Origin of the sequence: Pseudomonas sp. B2021 (assembly GCF_018135665.1) — a bacterium.
GTDB lineage: Bacteria > Pseudomonadota > Gammaproteobacteria > Pseudomonadales > Pseudomonadaceae > Aquipseudomonas > Aquipseudomonas lactis.
The window spans coordinates 5,453,481-5,470,084 of the sequence record NZ_SMOF01000001.1 but is presented as its reverse complement, the minus strand read 5'-3'; the positions used below and the strand labels follow the sequence as shown (position 1 = coordinate 5,470,084).

Here is a 16,604-nt window from a genome sequence, read left to right as displayed (position 1 = left end):
TGGCGGTCACGCGGCCGCTGCTTGGGCCTTCAAATATTCCTCTGCCGACACCACACCCGCATAGCCAAAGGCCAGGGAGGCCATGTACGCGCCGTGCACCTGCGCCGCCGGAATCACCTGGCCGTTGAATTCCTGGTCGCGGGTCGCGCAGGCATCATGAATCACCGTAACCTTGTAGCCCAGGTCCGCCGCTGCCCGCACCACGGCGTCAACGCACATATGGCTCATGCTACCCACCACCACCACGTCGGTGATGCTGCGCCGTTCCAGCAGTTCGCGCAGGTTGGTTTGGCGAAACGCATTCACGAAGTGTTTGAGCACCACCGGTTCATCGCCCTCGTTGAGCACCTTGGCATGCAAATGCGCGCCTTCGGAGCCCGGTGTGAAGAACGGTGCGTCGTCGCCAGCGAACTCATGCCGTACATGAATCACCGCATCGCCTGCTTGCCGAAACGCCTGTAGCACCTGCGCTGCCTTGTCCGCTGCGGCTTCCACGCCGTCGAGCGGCCACTTGCCCTGGGGGAAGTAGTCGTTCTGGATATCGATTAGGATGAGCGCCTGCTTGGCCATGTGTGTTGCCTCGTGATGGGTTGATGGGCCTAGTATCTTATCTGGCGGCCGCGCCGAGGATTGGCTGCACCGACAATAACAGGGGGAAAACTGACAATGGCCGCGCAACGCAGCACTGTCGAGCTGGGTGTGTTGATCTACCAGGGCGCGCAACTCGCCGCAGTCCACGGGCTGACCGACCTGTTCGGGGTCGCTAACCGCATCGCCGCCGAGCATGAATCTGCGCAACTGCCGCTGCTGCGGGTCAGCCACTGGCAGGTAGATGCCCGCGGCATGCCCGCGCGCACGTTCGACAGCCACCCAGGCCCCGACCAACCGATGATGGCCGTGTTGGTGCCGCCCTCGATTGCCGAGTTCACCGAAGACCAGGCGCCGCCTGCACTGCTGCAATGGCTGCGCCAGCAACATGCAGCCGGCACCGTGCTGGGCGGTGTGTGCATCGGTTCGATCATGCTGGCGCGCAGCGGCTTGTTGGATGGTCGCAGCGCCACCACCCACTGGTCCTCCGCGAAGTCTTTTGCGGCCAGTTACCCGGCGGTGCGCCTGGAAGCGGATAAACCCATTGTCGATGACGGCGACTTGATCACTTCCGCGGGGCTGATGGCTTGGTCCGAACTGGGCCTGCGCCTGGTCGACCGGCTGATGGGCCCGAGCGTTGCGGCCGATACGGCGCGTTTTCTGGTGATCGAACACAGCGCCAGCGCCAGCCAATGTGGTAGCAACTTTGCGCCGCTTCTCAGGCACGGTGATGGTGCAGTCCTCAAGGTCCAGCATTGGCTGCAAGCCAGTGGCGCGGTGGATGTGTCCGTGGCGGCGATGGCGCAGGAGGCCAACCTGGAGGAGCGTACCTTCCTGCGGCGCTTTCGCAACGCCACCGGGTTGAAACCCACCGAGTACTGCCAGCACCTGCGTGTCGGTAAGGCACGGCAGATGCTGGAGTTCACCAACGGCACGATCGATCACATTGCCTGGACCGTGGGCTATCAGGACCCCAGCGCCTTTCGCGCCATTTTCAAGAAAATCACCGGCTTGTCCCCCAGCGATTACCGCAACCGCTTTGGGGTTTGAATCGTGCAGAACGCCGCAGGGTTAACCTCGGGTCGTGCAGAATAAAACAGGCTAACGGCCATCACTTTGGGCGCAACTGATTGATTTAACAGCCACGCCCGCAAACCCTACGTTGGCCTGATCCATGCAGCCCTCCTGCTACACAACGGCTGATAGAAAGGGGAACGCATGACCCCCATAAGTCGCAACAAGAAGCTAGTGGTTGCCCACTCCATGCGAGAAGGCGCGCCCTTGCATGAAATCGAAACCAACCGCGCCCTCGCACGCTGGCTGGCGCAGATCCTGGGGCTCAAGTTCGGTGGCAGTTACGACCCGGCCCTGCATGCGGGTCGGGAATTGTATCTGCTGCCCACGCAAACCCTGGTCGGGCCCGCCCAAGCGCGCCTGCTCAATATCGAGGGGCCACAAGATCTGTGGGGCGGCTATGTCGATCACGCTTTCATCTGCACCAAAGCCATCAGTCACGGCCTGCTGAGTCCTGAGGCCAAGGCGCCCGAAGGCTGGTCGCCGACATTCTGCGAGCGTGTGCGTGACGTGGTGTTGGACGGCGTGAGTGTGTTCGCCCTTGAGGACGCGCGGCCTGCCGCGACCCGCTTGCTCTACAGCGGCCCGATTCGTCTGAAACCCGTAAATGCCTGTGCAGGGCGGGGGCAGGAAGTTATCCACAGCCTGGATGAGTTCGACGCGATAGTGGCGCGCCCGGAAGCGGCCGGAATGTTCAATCAAGGCGTGGTGCTGGAACAAGACCTGCACGAGGTGGTCACCCATAGTGTGGGCCAGAGTTTTATCGGCGATCACCTCTTCAGCTACTGCGGCGAGCAGCACCTGACGCAAGACGGGCTGGGGGAAGAGGTCTACGGCGGTTCCGATCTGCTGGTCGTCCCCGGTGATTATGCAGCGCTGCTCAAACTGAATCTGCCTGAAGACGTGCATAAGGCTATCGAACAGGCGCTGGTGTTCGACCGTGCTGCGAATGAGGCCTACCCAGGCTTCTTCGCCTCGCGCCGCAACTACGACATCGCCCAAGGCCTGGACAGCACAGGCCAGCGCCGCAGTGGCGTGCTCGAACAATCCTGGCGCATGGGCGGGGCCAGCAGCGCGGAAGTCGCGGCGCTGCAGAGCTTTATCAACCATCCGGGCCTCAAGGCCATCCGTGTGTCCTCGGTAGAAACCTATATAGACCAAGCGCTGCCGGCGGATGCCATCGAGGTATACCGAGGCCCGGCCGAAAACAGCGACTTTCTACTCAAGTATGTGACGGTCAAGACTTATGACGGCTAGAAGCGAGAGCATCAGCATTGATATAGACGACGAACAAATGAGCGGGACCTTCCTCAGCCCCAAGTCCAAAGTGCCCGGTGTGTTGTTCGTGCACGGTTGGGGCGGTAGCCAGGAGCGCGACCTGGAGCGGGCCAAAGGTATCGCAGGCCTTGGGTGTGTGTGCCTGACCTTCGACCTGCGTGGTCATGCTGGCACCGGCATCCCCTTGTCCCGCGTCACCCGCGAAGACAACCTGCGCGACCTGCTGGCCGCTTATGACCGCCTGCTGTCCCACCCGGCGATCGACACCTCGGCGGTGGCGGTGGTAGGCACCAGTTATGGCGGCTACCTGGCAGCGATCCTCACCTCATTGCGCCCGGTGCGTTGGCTGGCGCTGCGAGTGCCGGCGCTGTACCGCGACCAGGAATGGCTCAAGCCCAAGCGCGACTTGGACAAAGCCGACCTGATGGATTACCGCGGCACCCTCGTGCACGCCGAAACCAACCGGGCCCTGCATGCCTGCGCGCAATTTACCGGCGATGTGCTGATTGTCGAGTCGGAAACCGACGACCATGTGCCCCACGCCACCATCATGAGTTACCGCGCGGCGTGCCAGCAGACCCACTCCCTGACCCACCGCATCATCGACGGCGCCGACCATTCCCTGAGCGACCCGGTGTCGCAACAGGCGTATACCTCGATACTGGTGGACTGGATTACCGAGATGGTGGTGGGGGAGCGGTTGAGCATCATTCAGGCCCGATAGTCGTTGTCCTCGTGATCGCTATCGCGGGGAAGCCCGGCTCCCACTTTGGAATGCATTCCCCTGTGGGAGCCGGGCTTGCCCGCGATAGCGATTCAACAGTCACCACCGTCTCATCAGGCTGTCTTCTTCACCCGCAACGCCTTGGCCTTGGCCTCCACCCCCAAATACATCACCAGTGCAATCAACAACGGGCAAATAAAATAAATTGCCCGGTACGCGATCAGCCCCGCCAGCAAACTCCCCCGCGACGCCTCATGTTGCAATAGCGCAATGAACACTGCCTCCAACACCCCCAACCCGGCCGGGATATGGGTGACCACCCCGGCAATCGCACTGATCAACAGCACCCCCAGCACCAACGGGTAATCCAGTTTGGCCGGCAGCAAGGTGAATATCACTGCGGCCATCAACGACCAGTTCAACGCACCCAGAGCCAGCTGCAAACAGGCCATGCGCAGCGACGGCAAGTTGATCTCGATACCGCGAATCGACCACGCGCGCTTTTTAGAAAACCGGCACGCCGCCAGGTAACCCAGGCTCGCGAGCACCAATAACACCCCGACCCCTTGCAAGGCGCCGCTGCTGAGCTTCCAGCCTGGCGGCAGGGTCACCAACCCGCTGCTGAACACCACCCCGGCCAACGCCATATAGCCGAACCAATTGGTGGCCAGGCTCAGGCCGAGGATCTTGGCGATATTGCTGGTGCTCACGCCCAGGCGCGAATACAGCCGGTACCGCATGGCAATGCCGCCGACCCAAGCGCTGAGGTTGAGGTTGAACGCGTAGCTGATGATGCCCACCGGCAATATCTGCTTCCAGCGCAGCGGCTGGCGAATGTAGGTGCGGCCGATCAGGTCAAAACAGGCGTAGACAATGAAACTGCACAGCGTCAGCGCGCCGGCGATGAACAATGTGCGCAGCTTGAACTCGCTCAGGGTCTGGAACACTTCGCTCCAGTCGATGCGCCGGGCGAGCAGGGTAAACAACACGATCAGCAGCACGAAGAACGCAATCGTCAGCGGTTTCTTCCAGCGCTTGAACCCAGAGGCTTGCGCTTGGGGGCGGGCTTCAGACGTCATGGGGCGCGGCCTCAAAAGGTTTCAAGCGCGGTTTGTGGGCCGGCAACCAACTGGCCAGTACCGGGAAATGGCGCATCACATGAAACACCAGGAAACCCACGGTCAAGCGCCAGAGCCACAGGCGTGGTTTGCGCTTTTCCGGCATGGTCTGGCAATGATTGTGGGCGAGGGCTTCCAGGCGTTCGTAGAGCTGTTGATTGAAAGCCCGGTCGCGAATCAGCACGTTGGCTTCCAGGTTCAGTGCCAGGCTCAGTGGGTCCAGGTTGCTGGAGCCGACGGTGCTCCATTCGTCATCCACCAGCGCCACCTTGCCGTGCAGCGGGCGTTGGCAGTATTCGTGGATCACCACGCCATCCTTGAGCAAGTAGTCATAGAGCATGCGCGCGGCCAGTTTCGCCAACAGCACGTCCGGCTGGCCCTGCATGATCAACTGCACCTGCACGCCACGGCGTGCCGCGTTACGGATCTCGCGAAGCAGGCGATAGCCGGGGAAGAAGTACGCGTTGGCGATCACCACCCGCTGCCGGGCCTGGCTCAAGGCGTGGATATACGCGTCTTCGATGTCATCACGATGCTGGATGTTATCGCGATAGATCAGACGTACCAGGCCGTCGCCTGGCTCGTTCGTCCAGGGCGAAGGCCGTTGTTGGCGCCGCCGCCAACCGCGACGGCTGCGCACCTGGCGGCCACTTTGGGCGAGGGCGAAATGGTGGAGGTCGGCCACAGCCGGGCCGATCACCTGTACTGAGTAATCCTGCTTGGCTTCGGGGCCGAAATCCGCCAGGTGATCGGCAGAAAAATTGATCCCGCCGATAAACGCCACGCGGGCGTCCACCACGACGATCTTGCGATGCAGGCGGCGAAACCAGTTAGTGCGTATGCCAAGGGTCTTGGGCGCCGGGTCGAACATCTGCACCATTACCCCGGCCTCGGCCAACTCCCGCAGGAAGCCCGGGCTCAGTTCGCCGCAGCCAAAACCGTCGAGGCTGACCACCACCTTCACCCCGCGCTTGGCCGCCTCGATGAGGATGCTGTGCAGCTCAACGCCGACCTTGTCTTCAAAGAGGATAAAGGTCTCCAGCAGGATCTCGCGCTCGGCGCCGCGCAACGCCTCGAATACGGCAGGAAAGTACGCCTCGCCGTTCTCCAGCAATTGCACCTGGTTGCCGCTCTGCCAGCCGTAATCCAGATCCCGCGCCTTGCTGTCGTCTGGCGGTTGGTCTGTGGCGATATGGTCTACCGCAACGTTCATAGCTCCACCTCCACCGACAGCGGCACATGGTCTGAGAGATGGGACCAAGGCCGAGTGGTGAGCACGCGCGGGTTGTGCACCGTCAGGTTGCGCACATAAATACGGTCCAGCGGCAGTAGCGGCAGGCGTGCTGGGAAGGTGCGCGCCGGTTTACCGAGGGTGTGCATGAACACTTCCTGCAAACCGCTTTGGCTCAGGTCGGCCTTTTGCCGCCAGTCGTTGAAGTCGCCAGCGACCACCAACGGCGCATCAGCCGGAATCTCGCTGATACGTTGTTCCAGCAACCGCAACTGCTGTTGGCGATGCACCTCGCGCAAGCCCAGGTGGATGCAGATCGCGTGCACCTGCTGACCGCTGCCCGGCAGGCGCAGCACGCAATGCAGCAGGCCGCGGTTTTCATGGCCGCTTTGCGATATGTCGAGGTTGTCATAGCGGATGATCTGAAATTTGGACAGCAGTGCATTGCCATGGTCGCCATGGGGGTACACCGCATTGCGGCCATAGGCAAACTGCGGCCAGATGCTGTCAGCGAGAAATTCATACTGCGGCATTTTTGGCCAGTCGCTGTAGCGCTGTGGATGGCGTTCGTGGGTGCCATGAATTTCCTGCAAGAACACCATGTCTGCGCCCACACTGCGCACCGCTTCACGCAGCTCGGGCAAGATGAAGCGGCGATTCAGCGCGGTGAAACCCTTGTGGATATTGACCGTCAGCACTGTAAAGCGGGTGATGGCGGTGGTCGGCGGGGTGGGGATCAGCTCTGGATGTGTCATGGCAATACTCCTGGTTCCGGCAGCCGGCCAGGTTCGGTGAGCAGGTGTTGGTCCAGCCCGAAACGTTGCAGCAATTGGCGTGCATCGAAGGGGGCGCGAACTTTGATGTCGTTGTCGAAAAAGCAGAACACATCGCGCTGTTTACGCCTGCGGGGCGTGTGGTGCGGGTCGACCAGGTGTGCATCGGCAGGCTGCTTGCCGTGGGCCCAGCGCTCGATGCGGTCACCCCAGCGCTGGAGCGCTTCGGCGCTATAGCCACTGGCGTATAACTGCTTGTCGCCGTGCAAGCGCAGGTACATGAAGTTGGCGGTCACGTCTTCCATGTATGGCCACTTGCCTGCGGTGTCTGCGACCACCAGGGCCACCCCGTGTTTATCCAGCATCTGGATGAACTCCGGCACGGCAAAACTCGTGTTGCGAATCTCCACGGCATGGCGCAACGGCTTCTTGGCATAGGCCTTCATGCTCGCCTTGCCGTTAAGGCGCGGCTCATGCTGGCGCGCGAGGGCGGCGGCCTGCTGGGTATCGGTAGGTAATTCAGCCAAAAAGGTTTCGAACAGCGTGGCGTCGAATTTGAAGCTGGGCGGAAACTGCCAGAGGATTGGGCCGAGTTTTTCTTTGAGTTCCAGCACCCCGGAAGCGAAGAAATTCGCCATCGGCTTGTGTACATCGCGCAGGCGCAGGATGTGCGTGATGAAACGGGGCGCCTTGACACTGAACATGAAACCTTCAGGCGTATCGGCATACCACTCGGCATAGCGCTTAGGGGTTTGCAGCGCGTAGAACGAGCCGTTGATTTCGATGCTGTTGACGGCGCGTGACGCAAACTGCAACTCGCGTTTCTGGGTCAGCCCTTCGGGGTAGAAGTCCCCGCGCCAGGGCGTGTAGCGCCAGCCGGAAATGCCGATGTGAATCGCCGCCATGTGTGCTCCCGTGGTTGGTGGGTGAGGTGACCTCCGTTATGGGATGACTGCGCTATTTGGCTGAAAGTTTCCACATTCCTACAGGCGGTACAGGGTAGGAAAAGATCGGAGGGCATCGCCCATGCGGGGAACGATCAAGGCCTAAACCCGTCAGTTTCTTACAGACCCTGCTGAAGGAGCTCGCTGTTTTGCTGAATCTAAAGACTGCATTACTGCTCGGTGCGTTGCTGCTTTGCGGTAACGGCGCACTGCAAGCCGCAGCGACGGCACCCGCTGCCGAGACGCCGGCCAAGCCGGAATTGCTGGTGCAAGGCGGGCTACTCGGGGCCATCAGTTCCAGCATTGATGACGTGCAAGACAAGCTCGACCTCAACCAGAACCTCATTGACGCCTGGCGCCTGCGGGCCGACCGCGCCGCAGACGAAGTAGGGCGCCTGGTGGACCAGACCACCGCTCGCTCGCCGTGGAGCGTGGCCGGCGATTTCCTGCTGTTGTCTGGCGTGTGGGCCGGTGCCTTTGCTGTGCTGACGATGCTGGGGCGCCTGGTTGTGAAACGCGCGAGCCGCCGCGCATTCCTTGCGCGGCGTCAACGGCTGCAAGGCTTGCTGGGCTATGTGGTGCCCTACACGATTCCAGCGCTGATCTGCCTGCCGTTGACCCTTTATGTCAGTCACTTTTTAGCTGCGTCTGTCGGTCGCGCCCTGGCGCTGTGTTTTGCCTACGCCACCAGCAGTGGCATCTTTTCCACCTCGTTGCTGCTGTGCGTCATTGTCATGTTTAACGTCGGGCACAAGCGGCCTGCGGTGCGGATCATTCGTGACTATTGCCCCAAGCCGCTGTTCCTGATCGGCTTTCTCGCGGCCCTCAGCGATGCGCTGACCAGCCCGCAAATCGCTCGGCAACTGGGCGGTAATATCACCAGCAGCATCGCCGTGTTTACCGGCCTGTTTGCCGCGGTCATCTTTGGCGTGCTGGTGGTCCGCCTGCGTCGGCCGGTGGCCCATTTGATCCGCAATCGGCCGCTGGCCCAGCGCCTCAAACATCCAGCATTGCAACAATCGTTGCGGGTGTTTTCCGGGCTCTGGTACTGGCCGATTCTGTTGATGGTGCTGGTCTCGGCGGTCAACCTGATTGGCGCCGGTGACGATAACCAAGAGGCCCTGCGCTGCGCGCTGCTCACCACCTTGTTACTGATCGGCACGGTGTTTCTCAGCACCGTGTTGCAACACCTGTTCAAGTCCCGCAGCCAGGTATCGATCCAGCGCAGCAGCGCCTACAAGGAACGCTTCCTGAGTTTGCTGCACGCGATTTTGCGCATCGTCATGGCCATCGCGTTTATCGAGATACTCGGGCGTATCTGGGGTGTTTCGCTGTTCGAATTCGCCCAGCGCAACTCCGTGGGCCGGGCCATCAGTGACTCCCTCAGCAGTATCGGCCTGATCCTGTTGGTGACCTGGCTGTTCTGGGTGGTGCTCGATACGGCGATCCAGGAAGCCCTCAAGCCACCGGTGAACAAACGCTCCAGTCGCCAGCCCAGTACCCGGGTCAAAACCATCCTGCCGCTGCTGCGCAATGCGGTGAAGATCATCCTGGTGGTGATCTGCGCGATCACCACCATGGCCAACCTGGGCATCAATGTCGCGCCGTTGCTGGCGGGCGCCGGGGTGGTGGGCCTGGCCATCGGTTTCGGGTCACAGCAACTGGTGCAGGACGTGATCACCGGCCTGTTCATCATTATCGAAGACACCCTGTCCATCGGCGATTGGGTGGTGCTCGACTCCGGCCACGCCGGCACCGTCGAAGGCCTGACCATCCGCACCCTGCGCCTGCGCGACGGCAAGGGCTTTGTGCATTCTGTGCCGTTCGGGCAGATCAAGGCGGTCACCAACCAGTCCCGTCAGTTCGCCTATGCGTTCTTCTCCGTGCAGTTCACCTACGACACCGACGTGGACAAGGCCGTGGAGCTGATCCGCGAAGCCGGCCAGTCGATCCGCGACGATGTGTTCCTCAAGTACAACCTGCAAGGGCCGTTGGAGGTGTTCGGGGTAGACAAGATGGACCTCAATGGCGTGGTGCTCACCGCGCAGTTCCGCACGGTTTCGGGTGGCCAGTACGCGGTCAGCCGTGCGTTTAACCAGCGCCTGAAAAAGCTTGTGGATAACTGTGAGGCGGTGCACTTCGCCCAGACTTATCCACAGCAGCTCTTGCTCGCACCGCGCGCGGCGCTGAAACAGGAGGCCGCCGAACCCGACGTCAAGACACTTAATCCGTGACGGTTGCGCTACAAGCCCGCAAAATGCAACGATTCTGGCAATGACCTACGACAGGGCACACGCGTCTGTCGATAATAACCATCGTTCCAAACAGACCGGGCCTGCTCAATCTATGCGAATGCGCCTTATGTTACTGGGCGGCGGGAATGCCCTCGGGCAGGCGCTGATTCGCCTCGGTGCGGAGGAAGACATCGGTTTCCTCGCCCCCAAACCGCCCCAAGACGGCTGGGATGCCGCAAGTCTCACCCAATTGCTCGACGACACCCGTCCCGATGCCTTGATCAACCTCGCCTACTATTTCGACTGGTTCCAGGCCGAAGCCGTGAGCGAGTCCCGCTTGGCCGCCCAGGAATTCGCCATCGAACGCCTGGCCGAGCTGTGCCAGCATCACAGCATCACCCTGCTGCAACCGTCCAGCTACCGCGTATTCGATGGCTCCCGCGCCACCGCCTACAGCGAGAAAGACGAGCCGGTGCCCCTGGGCCTGCGCGGTCAGGCGTTGTGGCGTATCGAACAAAGCGTGCGCGCCACATGCCCGCAGCATGTACTGCTGCGGTTTGGCTGGTTGCTCGATGACAGCGCCGATGGCACGCTCGGGCGCTTCCTGGCCCGGGCCGAGAGCGCCGACGAGCTACTGATGGCCGACGACCGCCGGGGTAACCCGACGCCGGTGGACGATGCAGCACGGGTGATCATCTCGGTGCTCAAGCAACTCGATTGCGCTGCGCCGCTGTGGGGCACTTACCACTACGCCGGCCACGAGGCGACGACGCCGTTGGCGCTGGGCCAGGCGATTCTCACTGAAGCGCGCAACTTCCATCCGCTCGCCATCGAGTCCCCCACCGCCCAGGCTCACGCAGCGCGGCCGGATGCGGCGGATGAACCGCAGCATGCGGTGTTGGCCTGCAAGAAAATCCTGCATACCTTTGGTATCAAACCACGGGCATGGCGGGCAGGCTTGCCGGCGCTTCTGGATAGCTTCTACCGCCATAGCTGACACCCCCAAAACCAAAAGTGGGAGGGGACTTATGTGGGAGCTGGCTTGCCTGCGATAGCATCACCTGGGTATCACTGATACACCGAGGTGTCTGCATCGCGGGCAAGCCCGGCTCCCACATAAGCCCCCTCCCACATGGGTTATGCGGTGTGGCTTAACCGGACTTAGAACTTGTAGCCGATACCCACCATGTAAACCATCGGGTCTACATCCACATTGACCTTGGCCCGAGTGCCTTGGCCCAGCGCGTTGTTATCCACAGTCGCTTTGGTGCTGATGTTGATGTAGCGCGCCTGGGCGTTGATCATCCACTTGTCGTTGATCATGTAGTCGGCGCCGATCTGCGCGGCCCAGCCCCAGGAGTTTTCGGCCTTGAAGTTGCTGAAACCGGCCTGTTCGGCACGGCTGCCCACGTGTTCGTCGTAGATCCAGGTGTAGTTGATACCGGCGCCCACATACGGCTGGAACGCAGACTTATGATCCAGCGGGTAGTACACGACGCTCAAGGTCGGCGGCAGGTGTTTGAGCGTGCCGAGCTTGCCGTTGGCGGCACCGAGGGCGGTGTTCTTGATCTTCACGTCGTGCTCGAACGGCGTGGCCGCGAGCAATTCGATGCCGACGTGGTCGGTGATCATGTAGGCGAAGTTCAAGCCCAATTGGGTGTCGCTGCTCATGGTCGCCTTGCCGCCCAGGTTGGTACCGGCCAGCGGGCCCTGGTCAACCTTGACGCTGCCGCTGTCGGCCTTCGGGTTCACGGTAATAGCACCGGCACGAACCAGAATATCGCCCGCCTGGTGAGCGTGAGCGACGGGGGCGACGAGGGCGAGCGCGAAGAGGGACGCGCCGAGCAGAGACTTGTTCATGGGAGCTCCAAAGGACGTTTAAAAGTTGTACGTCCAATGGTAAAGATCGTTCCGTTCGGTCTTTTGACTCAGCTCAATGAAAGGGTGATCAGTCACTTTCGGCACTGATCTAAACCTGTGGGAGCTTCAGTGTGTTGCTGGTGGGGGTTATTCCTCCAGCTCGTACATATAAATCTTCTGGGCATCCATCTGGTAACCCGCGTCGGCCAATTCGCTGGACGATGGCTTGACCTGCATCGCGCCTTCGATCCAGTACGGTTGATACAGCTCATCGAGCTTCACCCCCACCTCGCTTTTCACATGCACGATCTGGTTCGACGGCGGTGGCGGCACATGGATGCAGGCGCCGAAATACGGCACCAGCAGAAACTCCGTAGTGCGGCCTTCTTCGCTGACTTCCAGCGGCACGATATACCCTGGCAGGCGAATATGCTGGCCATCCAGGCTCTGTACCACCGGCGCGTTGGGCATGTCCTGCTTGGCCGCCGGCGCGGCTTCGGCGGACAAGGCATCGGCCATGTTCGACAGGTCGTGCAGCGGCTTCATATTGGGCACTTCTGGTGGCGCATCCGGCGGGATCATCTCCTGCCAGGACAAATCCCTGGGCTGCTCCTGCGCCCAGGCAGGCACGGCCATCAACAACAACAGGGCAAACAGGGCACGACGCATCGAAGCCTTCCTCATAAACGGATGGACAGGCCATCGGCCAAAGATTGGCGGTAGGCGCGCCACGCGGGCACGCTGCCCATCAACAGGGCGGCTGCCAGGATACCGGCGAGCAACGTCCATTCATATTCGCTCGGCCACGACATCGGCAGGTCCAGGCCGTAATTGGCCTGCAAATAACCCCGCGAGGCGGCGATGCACAGGTACAGCAAACCCAGGCCCGCTACCACGCCGGACAAGGCCAGGGCGAAGGCTTCGAAGATCAGCAGCGTTGCGATGTGCCAAGGCCGCGCGCCCACCGACCGCAGGATCGCCATCTCGCGGCGACGCTCGTTAAGGCTGGTGAGGATCGCCGTGAGCATGCCGATCAAACCGGTCAGCACCACGAACAGCGAGATCACGAACAAGGCTTTTTCGGCGGTGCCCATCATGCTCCACAGTTCTTGCAACGCCACGCCTGGCAGGATCGCCAGCATGGGCTCGCCACGAAATTCATTGATCTCTCTTTGCAAGGCAAAGGTGGAAATCTTGTTGTTCAGGCCGAGCATGAACGCGGTAATGGCTTGCGGCGTGAGGTCCATATTGCGCGCCTGGTCGGCACTGATGCGGCCTTTGCCCTGGGCCGGCACGCCGTTGTGCCAGTCGATATGAATCGCTTCCATGCCGCCGAGGCTGATATGCAGCGTGCGGTCCACTGGCGTGCCGGTGCGCTTGAGAATGCCGACCACCGTGAACGGTTTGTCGTCATGCTTGACCAGGCTGACCACCGCCACGCCATGGGCCAGCACCAGCTTGTCGCCGAGTTTGTAATGCAGGGCCTCGGCCACTTCGGCGCCGAGCACTACCTCGAACGGGTCGGTGGCGAAGGCGCGGCCGCTGGCCAGCTCGAGGTTTTGCTTGCGCCCGTACTGGTAGTGCTCGAAGTAGGACTCGTTGGTGCCCATCACCCGGTAGCCGCGATGGGAGTCGCCGAGGGAGATCGGGATCGCCCATTTCACTTGTGGGCTGGCGGCGAAGTGCTCGTAGCTGTCCCAACGGATGTTGTTGGTGGCGTTGCCAATGCGGAACACCGAGTACAGCAGCAGGTTGACCGAGCCGGAACGGGCGCCGACGATCAGGTCGGTGCCGCTGATGGTGCTGGCGAAACTGTTGCGCGCCTCGACGCGCACACGCTCCACCGCGAGCAGCAAGCAGACGGAAAGCGCGATGGCAAACGCGGTGAGGATCGCGGTAAAGCGGCGGTTAGCCAGGCTGGCCATGGCTAGACGGAACAGATACATCTCAAACCTCTGCGGGCATGGCGGCGCGATTGAGTTCGGCCAGCGACAGGTTGCGGTCGAACAGCGACGCCAGGCTCTGGTCATGGCTGACAAACAACAGGCTGGCGCCCGCTTCGCGGCATTCGGCGAACAGCAACTGCAGGAAGGCTTCGCGGGCGTCGTAGTCCAGGGCCGAGGTGGGCTCGTCGGCGATCACCAGCTCCGGCTGGCCGATCAGCGCTCGGGCAGCGGCCACCCGTTGTTGCTGGCCGATGGACAGCGAATCGGCACGGCGTTCCAGCAGGCTCTGGTCCTTCAAACCCAGGTGTGCGAGCAAGGTCGCAGCGGCCTGGTCGACGCTGCCGTGACGCTGCTTGGCCCGTTGCGCGCGCAGCTTGGAAAAGTGGCAAGGCAGCTCGACGTTCTCGCGCACCGACAGAAACGGCAGCAGGTTGAACTGCTGGAAGATATAGCCGGTGTGGTCCACACGGAAACGGTCACGAGCACCGGCCGAGAGTTCGGTCAACTCCTGGCCGAGCAGGCGGATGCTGCCTTGGCTGGGTTTCTGCACGCCTCCCAATAGCCCGAGCAAAGTGGTCTTGCCACTGCCGCTCGGGCCCTTGAGAAACAGGGTTTCCCCGGGTTCCAGGCGGAACGCGGGGATGTCCAGCAACTGCGGGTGACCGGGCCAGTTGAAGCCCAGGTCGGACAGTTCGATTAACGCTTGAGTCATGGGAAGTCAGTGTCGCCTGGTAGTCGAAAATGGCGCCGATCCACTGTGGGAGCTGGCTTGCCTGCGATGGCATCGCTACGGTGTGCCTGCTGCACCGCGTCGCCTGTATCGCAGGCAAGCCAGCTCCCACAGGGACTGTGCTTTCAAGTCAGAACTTCAGGGTGGCGGCGGTGGCCGTCGCGTCAACACCTTGCTGACCGCTCGGGCCGATCAGTTGTACCTGAATTTTCTGGGTGGCGGGGAAGGTCTTGAACACTTGGCTCAAGTCCAGGTTGCCCAGGGCCGCCGGCGTGGCGCAGGTGAACTGGTAATGGGCGTGGATTTCACTGTGGTCGTGATCATGCTTGTGGGCGGCGGCGCCTTTGCCGTCGGAGGCGTGGTCATCGTCGTCATGCTCGGCTTCTGGTTTGTCACCGAACAACGGGCTGTTGAGTTCCTGGCTGCTGACCACGCAACCTGCGGCCTTGGGCAGGTTGAACAGCGCCGATGGATTTTCCAGCTGTTTGCGCACGGCGGCGACCTTGGCCTTGTCGGCGGCGCTGGTTGCCACATGCTCGAAACCCACCAGGTTCATGGCCGGGCTGTCCAGTTCCAGCTCCAGGGCCTGGCCGTCCAGCACGGCATTCAGGCGCCCGACGCCATGTTCATGGGCGCCGAGGCTGCCGTGTTCGTGGTCATGGTCTTCGTGAGCATGAGCGACAGCCAGTGGCAGCAGGGCAAACGGCAAAGCAAGCAGCAAACGGCGCATGAGAGGGCTCCAGGATGAAAGTTTTGTTATGTGATCTTATAACAAATGATCCGAGAGTTTGACCGCCCGCTTGGTGTTGCGCAAGCTGCATGGGAGCATGCCCGTCAGAAAAAATGCAGGAGTAAGGACGATGTTGCGAATTCGTGGAACCATCGGCGACCTGCCGGTGGACTTGACCCTGGAGCTGGACGACGGCGATTGGGCGCGATTGGGTGCCCAACTGCAGGCCACGCCAACGCCCAGCGCGCCCACTGCGGCTCCGGTCAAACAGAACGAGGACCTGTGGCAGAACGCCCAGGATTTGCTGCGCAAGGCCGGACAACTCAATGGTCTGGAATTGCTCGATCAACTCGAAGGCTTGGCTGGCGATGCCGGGGCGGGCAAGCGCCTGCTGGTGCGCCTGCGCCACAGCGCCAAGGTGAAGGTGAGCAGCGGCGGGGATACGCCGCTGTACAGTTGGATCGGTGATTAATACAACGCGGCAAACAACTTGCGGCGGTACACCGTGACCAGCGGGTGATCATTGCCCAGCAATTCGAACACCTGCAGCAAGGTTTTGTGGGGCAGGCCTTCGCTGTAGCTGCGGTTGCGGATAAACAACTTGAGCAAGCCTTCCAGCGCCGCGTCGTACTGCTGGCGCGCCAGTTGCTGGATCGCCAACTGATAGGCCGCTTCGTCATCCTGCGGGTTTTGCGCCAGGCGGCTTTTCAGCTCGGCGGCGTCCGGCAAGTCCGCAGCCTGGCGCAGGAAGGTGATTTGCGCCTTGGCCCCGGCCAGCGCGGCCTTGTGGTCGTCGCTCTTGACCGCGTCGAGCACGGCCTGGGCTTCACCCAATTCACCGCGCTCGGCCAGGCAGCGTGCATACAGGATCAGCGCGGCGGCGTTGGTGTTGTCCTCGCCCAACAACTGCACCAGCAGCGCTTCGGCCTCGCTGATGCGTCCTTCGCTGAACAGCGCCTGAGCCTGCTCCAACGGGTCCGCCGCAGCCGGCGGTGGCATTTGCACATGGGGCTCCAGCATCGCCCGCACTGCCGACTCTGGCTGTGCACCGGCAAAACCGTCCACCGGTTGGCCATCCTTGAACAGCACCACCGTCGGCAGACTTTGAATGCCAAAACGCGCCACAATGTCCTGTTCGGCTTCGCAGTCGATCTTGGCCAGCAGCAACTCACCCTGATAACTCTCGGCAATCTTCGCCAGCATTGGCATCAGTGCTTTGCAGGGGGCGCACCATTCGGCCCAGAAATCGACCAATACGGGCTTTTCGAACGAGTTCTGGATAACGGCCTGATCGAAGTTGGCGGTGGTGACGTCGAAGATGTACGGCGTGGGCTCACTCATGGGGCGTCTCGAATAAAGCGGGAATGGGGGCAA

Annotated in this window: 17 protein-coding genes; 6 read left to right on the top strand and 11 right to left on the bottom strand. The window is 61.7% G+C overall.

Annotation, left to right across the window (positions count from 1 at the left end):
• Nucleotides 1-6 precede the first annotated feature (6 nt).
• Entirely contained in the window at nt 7-570 is a 564-nt protein-coding gene (locus E1K68_RS24675; protein ID WP_212614773.1) for a cysteine hydrolase family protein, read from the bottom strand.
• A 96-nt stretch (nt 571-666) separates the two neighbouring features.
• Between E1K68_RS24675 and E1K68_RS24670 the strand changes: the two genes are divergently transcribed.
• The 3 genes from E1K68_RS24670 (at nt 667) to E1K68_RS24660 (ending at nt 3,664) form a co-directional block, all read left to right on the top strand.
• On the top strand, nt 667-1,638 hold the full coding sequence (locus E1K68_RS24670; RefSeq protein WP_120248732.1) for a GlxA family transcriptional regulator: 972 nt from the start codon (nt 667-669) through the stop codon (nt 1,636-1,638).
• A 168-nt stretch (nt 1,639-1,806) separates the two neighbouring features.
• Entirely contained in the window at nt 1,807-2,919 is a 1,113-nt protein-coding gene (locus E1K68_RS24665) for a DUF3182 family protein (RefSeq protein ID WP_212614772.1), read from the top strand.
• The gene (locus tag E1K68_RS24660) at nt 2,909-3,664 is read left to right on the top strand and encodes an alpha/beta fold hydrolase (protein WP_003194616.1); all 756 of its coding nucleotides are present in this window, start codon (nt 2,909-2,911) and stop codon (nt 3,662-3,664) included. The genes E1K68_RS24665 and E1K68_RS24660 overlap by 11 nt, the downstream gene beginning before the upstream one ends.
• A 113-nt stretch (nt 3,665-3,777) precedes the next feature.
• On the opposite strand, the gene E1K68_RS24655 is transcribed toward E1K68_RS24660, so the two are convergent.
• Genes E1K68_RS24655 through E1K68_RS24640 form a run of 4 tightly spaced genes read right to left on the bottom strand, consistent with a single transcriptional unit; the run spans nt 3,778 to nt 7,691 of the window.
• Complete coding sequence (locus E1K68_RS24655; protein ID WP_003194614.1) at nt 3,778-4,743, bottom strand: lysylphosphatidylglycerol synthase domain-containing protein; 966 nt, start codon at nt 4,741-4,743, stop codon at nt 3,778-3,780.
• On the bottom strand, nt 4,733-5,995 hold the full coding sequence (clsB, locus tag E1K68_RS24650) for a cardiolipin synthase ClsB (protein ID WP_212614771.1): 1,263 nt from the start codon (nt 5,993-5,995) through the stop codon (nt 4,733-4,735). Before clsB ends, E1K68_RS24655 begins: the two co-directional genes overlap by 11 nt.
• Nucleotides 5,992-6,768: an endonuclease/exonuclease/phosphatase family protein gene (locus E1K68_RS24645; protein WP_032895083.1), complete on the bottom strand. Its 777-nt coding sequence runs from the start codon at nt 6,766-6,768 to the stop codon at nt 5,992-5,994. Before E1K68_RS24645 ends, clsB begins: the two co-directional genes overlap by 4 nt.
• Nucleotides 6,765-7,691 (bottom strand): DUF72 domain-containing protein, encoded by a 927-nt coding sequence (locus tag E1K68_RS24640; RefSeq protein WP_003194609.1) that lies wholly within the window; start codon nt 7,689-7,691, stop codon nt 6,765-6,767. Before E1K68_RS24640 ends, E1K68_RS24645 begins: the two co-directional genes overlap by 4 nt.
• Nucleotides 7,692-7,879: 188 nt before the next feature.
• Here E1K68_RS24640 and E1K68_RS24635 point away from each other — a divergent pair, with 188 nt between their 5' ends.
• Both E1K68_RS24635 and E1K68_RS24630 read left to right on the top strand, forming a co-directional pair.
• Entirely contained in the window at nt 7,880-9,964 is a 2,085-nt protein-coding gene (locus tag E1K68_RS24635) for a mechanosensitive ion channel domain-containing protein (RefSeq protein WP_169900131.1), read from the top strand.
• A gap of 112 nt (nt 9,965-10,076) precedes the next feature.
• Nucleotides 10,077-10,961 carry a sugar nucleotide-binding protein gene (locus E1K68_RS24630; protein ID WP_032900893.1) on the top strand — a complete coding sequence of 295 codons (885 nt, stop codon included), beginning with the start codon at nt 10,077-10,079 and terminating at the stop codon, nt 10,959-10,961.
• A 164-nt stretch (nt 10,962-11,125) separates the two neighbouring features.
• On the opposite strand, the gene E1K68_RS24625 is transcribed toward E1K68_RS24630, so the two are convergent.
• The 5 genes from E1K68_RS24625 to E1K68_RS24605 all read right to left on the bottom strand — a co-directional run bounded on the left by E1K68_RS24625 (nt 11,126) and on the right by E1K68_RS24605 (nt 15,230).
• Nucleotides 11,126-11,824 carry an OmpW family outer membrane protein gene (locus E1K68_RS24625; protein WP_212614770.1) on the bottom strand — a complete coding sequence of 233 codons (699 nt, stop codon included), beginning with the start codon at nt 11,822-11,824 and terminating at the stop codon, nt 11,126-11,128.
• 147 nt (nt 11,825-11,971) lie between these two features.
• Entirely contained in the window at nt 11,972-12,493 is a 522-nt protein-coding gene (locus E1K68_RS24620) for a DUF3299 domain-containing protein (protein WP_032900890.1), read from the bottom strand.
• Between the two features lie 11 nt (nt 12,494-12,504).
• Nucleotides 12,505-13,770 (bottom strand): ABC transporter permease, encoded by a 1,266-nt coding sequence (locus E1K68_RS24615; RefSeq protein WP_003194597.1) that lies wholly within the window; start codon nt 13,768-13,770, stop codon nt 12,505-12,507.
• Between the two features lies 1 nt (nt 13,771).
• Nucleotides 13,772-14,482: an ABC transporter ATP-binding protein gene (locus E1K68_RS24610; protein WP_054896940.1), complete on the bottom strand. Its 711-nt coding sequence runs from the start codon at nt 14,480-14,482 to the stop codon at nt 13,772-13,774.
• A gap of 148 nt (nt 14,483-14,630) precedes the next feature.
• Nucleotides 14,631-15,230, bottom strand: a complete 600-nt coding sequence (locus E1K68_RS24605; RefSeq protein WP_003194593.1) for a DUF2796 domain-containing protein — start codon at nt 15,228-15,230, stop codon at nt 14,631-14,633.
• Between the two features lie 130 nt (nt 15,231-15,360).
• Here E1K68_RS24605 and E1K68_RS24600 point away from each other — a divergent pair, with 130 nt between their 5' ends.
• On the top strand, nt 15,361-15,702 hold the full coding sequence (locus E1K68_RS24600) for a hypothetical protein (protein ID WP_003194591.1): 342 nt from the start codon (nt 15,361-15,363) through the stop codon (nt 15,700-15,702).
• Here E1K68_RS24600 and trxA read toward each other — a convergent pair.
• Nucleotides 15,699-16,571 carry a thioredoxin gene (gene trxA, locus E1K68_RS24595; RefSeq protein WP_019818859.1) on the bottom strand — a complete coding sequence of 291 codons (873 nt, stop codon included), beginning with the start codon at nt 16,569-16,571 and terminating at the stop codon, nt 15,699-15,701. The two genes, E1K68_RS24600 and trxA, sit on opposite strands and share 4 nt — an antisense overlap.
• Between the last annotated feature and the right edge of the window lie 33 nt (nt 16,572-16,604).

Bases quoted from the DNA above. Each gene is read 5' to 3' on its own strand.
- E1K68_RS24675 (WP_212614773.1), bottom strand. From the start codon at position 570: ATGGCCAAGCAGGCGCTCATCCTAATCGATATCCAGAACGACTACTTC.
- E1K68_RS24670 (WP_120248732.1), top strand. From the start codon at position 667: ATGGCCGCGCAACGCAGCACTGTCGAGCTGGGTGTGTTGATCTACCAG.
- E1K68_RS24665 (WP_212614772.1), top strand. From the start codon at position 1,807: ATGACCCCCATAAGTCGCAACAAGAAGCTAGTGGTTGCCCACTCCATG.
- E1K68_RS24660 (WP_003194616.1), top strand. From the start codon at position 2,909: ATGACGGCTAGAAGCGAGAGCATCAGCATTGATATAGACGACGAACAA.
- E1K68_RS24655 (WP_003194614.1), bottom strand. From the start codon at position 4,743: ATGACGTCTGAAGCCCGCCCCCAAGCGCAAGCCTCTGGGTTCAAGCGC.
- clsB (WP_212614771.1), bottom strand. From the start codon at position 5,995: ATGAACGTTGCGGTAGACCATATCGCCACAGACCAACCGCCAGACGAC.
- E1K68_RS24645 (WP_032895083.1), bottom strand. From the start codon at position 6,768: ATGACACATCCAGAGCTGATCCCCACCCCGCCGACCACCGCCATCACC.
- E1K68_RS24640 (WP_003194609.1), bottom strand. From the start codon at position 7,691: ATGGCGGCGATTCACATCGGCATTTCCGGCTGGCGCTACACGCCCTGG.
- E1K68_RS24630 (WP_032900893.1), top strand. From the start codon at position 10,077: ATGCGAATGCGCCTTATGTTACTGGGCGGCGGGAATGCCCTCGGGCAG.
- E1K68_RS24625 (WP_212614770.1), bottom strand. From the start codon at position 11,824: ATGAACAAGTCTCTGCTCGGCGCGTCCCTCTTCGCGCTCGCCCTCGTC.
- E1K68_RS24620 (WP_032900890.1), bottom strand. From the start codon at position 12,493: ATGCGTCGTGCCCTGTTTGCCCTGTTGTTGTTGATGGCCGTGCCTGCC.
- E1K68_RS24615 (WP_003194597.1), bottom strand. From the start codon at position 13,770: ATGTATCTGTTCCGTCTAGCCATGGCCAGCCTGGCTAACCGCCGCTTT.
- E1K68_RS24610 (WP_054896940.1), bottom strand. From the start codon at position 14,482: ATGACTCAAGCGTTAATCGAACTGTCCGACCTGGGCTTCAACTGGCCC.
- E1K68_RS24605 (WP_003194593.1), bottom strand. From the start codon at position 15,230: ATGCGCCGTTTGCTGCTTGCTTTGCCGTTTGCCCTGCTGCCACTGGCT.
- E1K68_RS24600 (WP_003194591.1), top strand. From the start codon at position 15,361: ATGTTGCGAATTCGTGGAACCATCGGCGACCTGCCGGTGGACTTGACC.
- trxA (WP_019818859.1), bottom strand. From the start codon at position 16,571: ATGAGTGAGCCCACGCCGTACATCTTCGACGTCACCACCGCCAACTTC.